We start from the raw sequence: 7804 nt of genomic DNA on the forward strand, positions 1-7804 counted from the left end.
CTTAAACAAAAAATCGAAAAGTACATTTATTATTACAACAATCAACGAATTAAAATGAAATTGGCTGGTTTAAGTCCAGTGGAATACAGGACTCAAACCAACCAAATAGCTGCATAATTAAAACTCTAACTTTCGGGGGTCGCCACCTTTGCGGTTCCTTTTTTAATTCAAAAAAAGTGCCCAGCCAATTGACTGAGCACACTAGATATTATTTTGAAACGTGAGTTGTAAAATCAGCTAGGAGTCGTGCGCCGTATCCAGTTGCAGACTTCGCATAGTACCCAGATGCTTTACTCTTGTCCATAACGCCTGCCATATCGACGTGTAACCATTTACTTCCTTTTGGAACGAAACGACGTAAGAAGAGGCCTGCTGTGATTGAACCAGCCACGCTTAATGAACTGATGTTGTTCATGTCCGCATAATCGCTGTCCAATGAACTGTCATAAGCTTCAACTAGCGGCATTGGCCAAATGAAGTCACCGTTTATATCACCGATTTTCTTCATGTCAGCAGAAAGTTCAGCGTCTCCGAATACGCCGCCTAATTCAGTACCAAGAGCAGCTACAACTGCACCCGTAAGCGTTGCAATGTTGACGATATACTCCGCTTTCCACTCGCCTGCGCGGATCAGTGCGTCTGCCAAGATGAGACGTCCTTCTGCATCCGTGTTCCCAACTTGAACTGTTAAGCCGTTTTTATATTTGATCACTTCACCTGGAAGGACCGCTGTGCTATCCGGCATGTTTTCTACCATTGGAATTAAGACAACAACGTTTACTTGTGCTTTTGTTTTCGCAAGTAATGTCATCGCACCTGCAACTGCAGCTGCACCGCCCATATCCATACGCATATCACTTAAGTCTTTACCACTCTTCAAGCTAATTCCACCTGTATCAAACGTTACGCCTTTTCCAACTAATGCAACAAGGGGCTTCGATTCGTCGCCTTTATAAACGAGTTCAACGAATGCCGGTTTATAGGTACTTCCACGACCGACCGTGAGTACACCGTTCATTTCCAATTCTTCAAGCTTATCTTTATCCAACACATTCACGTCTACGCCTGTGCCTTCAAATTGTTGCTTCAGTACTTCTGGGAAGGTTTCAGGATTTAGAACGTTTGATAGTTCATTCATAAGATCGCGTGAGAATGAAGTTGCATCTGCACGGTTTTTACCAAGCGTCACGGAATCCTGTTCTTCCGCATTACCTTCTACGACCAATGTTGTTTTGAATGCTGTAACACTTGGTTTGTACGCAACAAATTGGTACGCACCAAGATCCCATCCTTCAGCAAATGCTGTAAGTAGATCTTTATTATCCAATTCAGCAAAGCCATTTGTAAGAACCTCAGCCGATACTTCTGCTGCTTCAACTTTACGACCACTTAAATCACGTGCGATATTACCCGCAGTTGAACGAACTTTCTCTAATGTAAGAGGTGTTTTCTTGTTTTCTTTTACGACGATATAATGTGTGCCCTCAAGTAAAACGGAACAATGACCTGCGGGACTGTTTTTCACAAAATCCTTTACCGTTTCATTTTCTGTGATCAGTGAATCGGTTTCAAAAATAATTTTTACGTTAGTAGACATTAATTAATTCCCCCAATTTTTCTTATCAACTGTAATTATACCACTCGACTGAATTTTCTTCTAATAATGAATATCCAAATTTACAAATTACCCCAACAGACATTATGTGCTGTTGGGGTAATTTCTTTAATATGTTAAATTTCTACTACTTGTCCGAGACCTAATTCTTTTGCCTTGTTGTAGGCGCCAATTGCAACGGCCAAGTCAAAATAGCCTGTCCCTACACATTTAAAGAATGTGATTTCCTCTTCCGATTCACGGCCTGCTTTTTCTCCTGCGACAATTTCACCGACCTCAGCATAGACATCATCAAAGGTCCAATCCGTTACATTTGCCGCATGAATAAGTTCGCCCGCTTCATGTTGAACGCCTTCAATCGTATCCACAACTATTTTCGAGCTTTTAGCGAGTGTTTCTAAATCCACTTCTTTCATGTGTGGTAAATACGAACCCACGCCATTAATATGTGTGCCGGGTTTCAATACCTTCCCATCAAATACTGGCGTTTCCGAGCGCGTACTACAAATCACGATGGACGATTGTTCTACCGCTACTTCCGCTGTCGAAACAACTTCAATTTTCCCTTCTAATAGCGGATTTTTTTCTAGTACGGTCTTTTTAAAACTCTCTGCACGTTCAGCTGTTCGATTATACAAGTACACTTGGTCAATATGACGTACTGCAAGAACAGCTGCCAATTGGTCATATGCCATCCCACCTGTCCCAATTACAGCAACAGAAGATGCATTTTTCCTTCCCAAGTGTTTCGTCGCTATCCCACTAACCGCACCTGTTCGAAGTTTCGTTAAATAGGTAGCGCTAATAACAGCTAAGTGCTCTCCATTTTCCATGTCACTAAGCACTATAATTCCTTGTGTCGTCGGTTTTCCTTGCTTCGGATTATTTGGGAATATCGTGACAACTTTAACCGCCGCTTTGTTTTCAGTTTTACTCGCACTTGGCATGTAGACCGAAGATGCACTTTGTTCCTTGACATCAATGACAGTACGGATTGGATTATCAATTTGCCCCTTCCGATTTGCCAACAACGAATTTTCCACATCTGTTATTGCGTCTTCAATTGTATAAAACGACTCTAACTCTTCTTCATTTAAAATGAGCATTTTATCCATCCCCTTCATCTCTCTATGAATATAGTTAATGTGAATTATACTTATTTGAGTATAAAAGCCATTGTTACATCTAAAGTAATATAAAACAATTGGTTACCTTTTTTTAGTTGCTCATATTATTATTGAGGTTTTAAATCTGTTCACGAGAATATCTGTATTTTATCCCCTCTATTATCCTGCTGGATGATTTTTGAGTTGTATGAAAGATCATTACTTCGTCTCCAAAATCACTAACCCCAAAGTAGCAAATGGTCCTAAAAATAGTGAGAGTAAAAACCAATTCAATCCGCTTCTGTTTTTTCCTTGAGCGAGTCCTGCGTTTATTAAGGCAAGCGTTCCCCACCCTACGAAATAGCTATTTTCCATTTAATTGACCCCCCTTGCCATCCCAATGTCTCCCCATTCACGCCATTCTGTGAAGTGCTTTGCCAAGACATTCGCTTTTGTTGTAACGCTTTCCGGATATCCAAGGATTTCAAGAAGTTTAATGGCATTTCTCGTTTTCGATGGACCCCGATGTATTTTATAATCAAACAACACTTCTCCATTTTCGATTGATTCCCTAAAATGATAATTCGTATAGGTATGCCTAGCCATTTCAGTTAGCTCAATATCATGAGATGCAATAATGTTCATCCCCTTATTCGAAGAAAGCCATTCCATCATTGCGGCGGAGGCCGAAATCCGTTCAATAGTGTTCGTACCCTTTAGAATTTCATCGATAAAAGAAATGACGGGCTTTCCCGCTTCGCTGAGTCGTATAATCCGTTTTAGTGATTTTATTTCTGCGATAAAATAACTATCCCCGTCTAGTACATTGTCTTGAATAGCCATTGACGTCACAATATAACTGCGTTTCATCGTCCAACTTTCAGCAAGTACCGTGTTGATTGTTTGCGCCAAAATTGCATTGATCGCGATTGCCTTAATATATGTTGATTTTCCCGAAGCATTAGATCCTGTTACAAGTGTGCACTTATCAAGAGTAGAATTGTTCGTAACTGGGTCCTTGATAAGTGGATGGGCCAAGTTTTCGAATGAAAGCTTTTCTTCCTCTACAAAAGTTGGTGTGCAATACGTATCGAGTGATTTACGGTAAAATGCAACAGCAATCGCCGAATCAATTTCGCCTATACGTTCCCAAACTTTACGGTATTCCTCTTGATAATTACCAATTGTCCGGACAATCTTATTGTACGCAATGAAATCCAACATAAATAACATGCGGATATATTCAAAAAATAAATCGAATGCACTGCCTTCGCCAGACGAAACGAGATTCCCCCAAAATGAAATCCTTTTAATAGGCTTTATGTTTTCTTTAATTTCATTTGCGCGCGCTTCAAATTCAGGATTCTTGACCAATGCTAAACGTTGGCCTGCGTTAACGATGGCCGCTACATAGGTAATTGAAAACAGCTTATTTTCCATTGTGTTTTTAGTTCGATAGTAAATCAGTGTATTGGTTGTAAACGCACCAATGAAACTGAATATACCGTACTTTATACTAAAAAACATAAGCGGGATTGACATGATGGGCCATAATGCGAGTAGGATATAAACGTATGTATTTTTGATTTTTCGATCATTAAGCTCGTAGAAAAATGAGGATGAGTTCGTATAATCTTTTTTTCCTAAACTTGAAAGTATAAGAAGTAACTCTTCTCTTAAATCCTTATTTCTTTCCAATAATGTATAAATTTCTTCCTGGTCTTGCACATCTTTAAGCCCTGGTTTAATATCCCGAAGTTGATTAAATAAATACTCAGATCCCACGGTAGACTGTGTGTAGTTAAGCTTCTTAAATACCTCATCCATCGCTAAGTCGTCCGAAGTTAGCTGGTCAACCCCATCATAACTTTCCTTGTTATTCTTCTTATTTTCCCAGTAGGAGGAAATAGATTTATCATCCTCACGTAAAGATAAAAACTCTCCTGTTTCCCACTCTTTGCGAAACTTCTTAAGTTTCTTCTTGTTGATCGTTAAAAAATGATAGGCGATAAAAACAATTGCTGCAATTGCAATTATAATTAATGGATCAGCCACTTCAATCACCTCTCCCTATTATCTTCTACGCTTAGAATTTCAGAAAGTTTCATATTCTTATTTCCTCAATACCCATTATGGTACACTTTTACTAAACGAGTATTCCCTGGAGGTCACTATATTGAAACTAAAATGGGATCATAATGGCATTATTGAGAAGTTTGAGGCTAATCGCAATGAGGAGCAAGCCGGTCCAATGGCAGCCTATATGAAAAATCATTTTTCTTTCCTCGGCATTAAAAGCCCGCTTCGCAAACAATTATTGCGGGAACAGTTCGCGGAATACGCGCTACCCGAACCTACGCAACTTTTTGAGGAAGTCTGGAAGTTGTATGTTCTGCCAAAGCGCGAATATCAATATGCTGGGATTGCACTATTAGAGAAAATGAAAAAGCACTTGTCTATTGAAGATTTCCCTGCTTTATTAAAACTTATTGAAACTAAATCTTGGTGGGATAGCATCGATTCTATTGCACCTAAACTCGTTGGTGATGTTGTAAAACTCGACCGTGAATACGGTGAGAAAGTTATGCGTGAGTGGTCCAATTCCGACAATATGTGGACAGTCCGCTCCGCAATACTTCATCAATTAAAGTTCAAACAAGAGATGAACACTGATTTGCTATTCGAGATTATCCAACAACATTCAAGTTCCAATGAGTTCTTCATCCAAAAAGCAATTGGATGGGTATTACGAGAATATGCCAAAACCAATCCGGATTTAGTGATAAATTTTGTGAGTGAACATACATTAAAACCGCTTAGTAAACGAGAAGCAATGAAACATTTAAAGTAAGTATCCATATGCATCTCGATATTAGACAATGGAAGAATTATGGTAAAATGACCAATTGAATAATAAATAGCAGTTCCATAAGACAATTTTTACTTGTCATATGTAACTGCTATTATTTATAAATATTGACATCATTACATATGCGCCTCTTTCAGTTTCTCTACTTCAGCTACACTCAACTTCGTTAGTTTCGCGATATATTCTACTTCCAGATTTTCTTGTAGCATTGTCAAAGCTACACTCCTTAAACCCTGTTCTAATCCTTGCTCCAATCCCTCTTCCAATGCTTCTTTCCCTTCAATCCTCGCTAGATCAGCAAGCGTTGGGGATAAATCGCCACTCTCATATTGAACCATTTTCTGTCTCTCCTCCTCCAATATTGGACGTATTTTGTCCGTAAATTCATGACTCAACTCTTCAGGCAAACGCAACAAGTAATCAATGAAATAAAAGACTGCAGTAATCGAAACTCTCGAATGCACCTCTAATTTCAACACTTCACGCATCAACTTTATTTTAAATCGGTAGCGTAAATCTACCTTATTTTCCGTTTCATGCAAATACTTCGCCGCAAGTACAACCTTACTGTAAAGTCGATCGGACTGCATTAATTCCTCTTCATCATACTCTGAAACCTTACTTACATTATACGAATAATTGAGCGTTGTGCCAAAGTATGAATACGTGAATCCTTGCGATTTCCCACTGGTTTTAGGCCCCGTCAATACCGCAAATGCGACAATTTCACGGTCAAACTTATCAAATATTCGATAGAAACACCTAAACATACGCTTAGAAAAATTACCATTCGCAGAACCTTCGACTTCAATATGAATCAATATCCACTTCTCTTTCCCGTCTTTCAGATGAACCTTGACAATTTGATCCGCATAATTCGTTCCTTTCTTTTTATCAAGAATTTCCTGAAAAAGTTCTTGTTGTAAAGAAAACTCGGTGATTGCCGAGCCTTTAGGCGACAGCAGAGCCGTAGTTGCGCTTATAAGGTCTCTTTATGACGTTGCAAGAAATCAGGCGTCTTTGAAAAATCGACTGCCTCATGTAACTCTGGTGCAAAAAACAGTAAAAAGTCTTCAAATAATTCGCCTATCACCTTTTTCCACAAACCATCTTGATTCACCACTTTCCCACCATATGTCGCCGGATTTTCCAATACAAATAGACTTTTCAATTAATCAACTCCTTCCTAGACGCTCATTAGTTTTAACTATTCGATCTATTATAACTTAACCGAACAAATGTTTCAACCGTAAAATAAAACAGTTCCACACGACAATCTTACCTCGTCATGTGGAACTGCTTTTGCTTTACTATTTCAAACAATCGGAGGTACGCCGCCGAATGCTGCCAATTCTTCGCGGGATGGACCATACACGCCTGCTTCACGTCGCCAGTTAATAAAAAAATCTTCCATTGTCTTAAACATCTACTAACCCCTCCAAACAAAATGATTCTATATCTAAATTATTTCGCTAATTAATTTAAAATACATGCTTCTACCACCAAGCTATTAATCCAACCTATCGTTTTCCTTATGCTATAATTTCCCTATATGCTGTATAGTTCTATATTCCTTACACTTAGAATAAGAATAATAAAGGGAGGCGGCTTTATGCCTGCAATTCTTATCGATGCGGACGCTTGTCCTGTTGTAAATGAAACCATTCGCATTGCGAAACAACATGGTTTCCGCTGCGTCCTGATTTGCGATACTACCCATGAAATGCATCGTGATGGCGCCGAAACGATTATTGTATCTAAAGGTGCGGATGCGGTCGATTTTGTTCTTGTTAATCGTGTTCAAAAAAATGATATTGTTGTTACGCAAGATTATGGCCTAGCTGCGATGGTGCTCGCTAAAAATGGCCATCCGATTGATCAAAACGGGCGTCGTTATACCGATGACAATATCGACCAACTGCTCTATGCACGCCATAACGCCCAACGAATTCGTATGGGTGGCGGACGTTTGCGTGGGCCTAAAAAACGCTCAAAAGAAAATGATGAGAAATTTGAAAAGAGTTTACAAAAATTATGTAAAGAAGTTAATACGATGCTTTCTGAATAATCGAGTAGGAGGGAGTGATTAACTCCCGACCTCTCACACCACCGTACGTACCGTTCGGTATACGGCGGTTCAATTAAGATTGATGACGCAAAACTTCATAACGTGATGATAAACTTTTGAGCCCTTGATGATTCCAATAGGAATTA

At 39.2% G+C, this 7804-nt stretch carries 9 protein-coding genes; 3 read left to right on the forward strand and 6 right to left on the reverse strand.

Annotation, left to right across the window (positions count from 1 at the left end; translation table 11 throughout):
* On the forward strand, positions 1-117 hold a 117-nt coding region (locus KSU66_RS21160; RefSeq protein WP_269052354.1), incomplete at its 5' end, for an IS3 family transposase.
* Positions 118-208: 91 nt separating this feature from the next.
* On the opposite strand, the gene KSU66_RS21165 is transcribed toward KSU66_RS21160, so the two are convergent.
* The 4 genes from KSU66_RS21165 to KSU66_RS21180 all read right to left on the reverse strand — a co-directional run bounded on the left by KSU66_RS21165 (position 209) and on the right by KSU66_RS21180 (position 4776).
* Complete coding sequence (locus KSU66_RS21165; protein ID WP_269053435.1) at positions 209-1597, reverse strand: leucyl aminopeptidase family protein; 1389 nt, start codon at positions 1595-1597, stop codon at positions 209-211.
* A gap of 134 nt (positions 1598-1731) precedes the next feature.
* On the reverse strand, positions 1732-2721 hold the full coding sequence (locus tag KSU66_RS21170) for an ornithine cyclodeaminase family protein (RefSeq protein ID WP_269053436.1): 990 nt from the start codon (positions 2719-2721) through the stop codon (positions 1732-1734).
* A 219-nt stretch (positions 2722-2940) separates the two neighbouring features.
* Positions 2941-3096 (reverse strand): hypothetical protein, encoded by a 156-nt coding sequence (locus KSU66_RS21175; RefSeq protein ID WP_269053437.1) that lies wholly within the window; start codon positions 3094-3096, stop codon positions 2941-2943.
* On the reverse strand, positions 3097-4776 hold the full coding sequence (locus tag KSU66_RS21180) for a MutS-related protein (RefSeq protein ID WP_269053438.1): 1680 nt from the start codon (positions 4774-4776) through the stop codon (positions 3097-3099). It abuts the gene before it with no gap.
* A gap of 121 nt (positions 4777-4897) precedes the next feature.
* Between KSU66_RS21180 and KSU66_RS21185 the strand changes: the two genes are divergently transcribed.
* Complete coding sequence (locus tag KSU66_RS21185) at positions 4898-5572, forward strand: DNA alkylation repair protein (protein ID WP_269053439.1); 675 nt, start codon at positions 4898-4900, stop codon at positions 5570-5572.
* 134 nt (positions 5573-5706) lie between these two features.
* Here KSU66_RS21185 and KSU66_RS21190 read toward each other — a convergent pair whose 3' ends face one another.
* Both KSU66_RS21190 and KSU66_RS21195 read right to left on the reverse strand, forming a co-directional pair.
* Positions 5707-6411: a hypothetical protein gene (locus tag KSU66_RS21190; protein ID WP_269053440.1), complete on the reverse strand. Its 705-nt coding sequence runs from the start codon at positions 6409-6411 to the stop codon at positions 5707-5709.
* A gap of 158 nt (positions 6412-6569) precedes the next feature.
* Positions 6570-6761 (reverse strand): hypothetical protein, encoded by a 192-nt coding sequence (locus tag KSU66_RS21195; protein WP_269053441.1) that lies wholly within the window; start codon positions 6759-6761, stop codon positions 6570-6572.
* A 441-nt stretch (positions 6762-7202) separates the two neighbouring features.
* On the opposite strand from KSU66_RS21195, the gene KSU66_RS21200 reads away from it, so the two are divergent.
* Entirely contained in the window at positions 7203-7658 is a 456-nt protein-coding gene (locus KSU66_RS21200; protein ID WP_269053442.1) for a YaiI/YqxD family protein, read from the forward strand.
* The last annotated feature ends 146 nt before the right edge of the window (positions 7659-7804 follow it).

The sequence above is a fragment of the Sporosarcina sp. G11-34 genome (genome assembly GCF_026931025.1).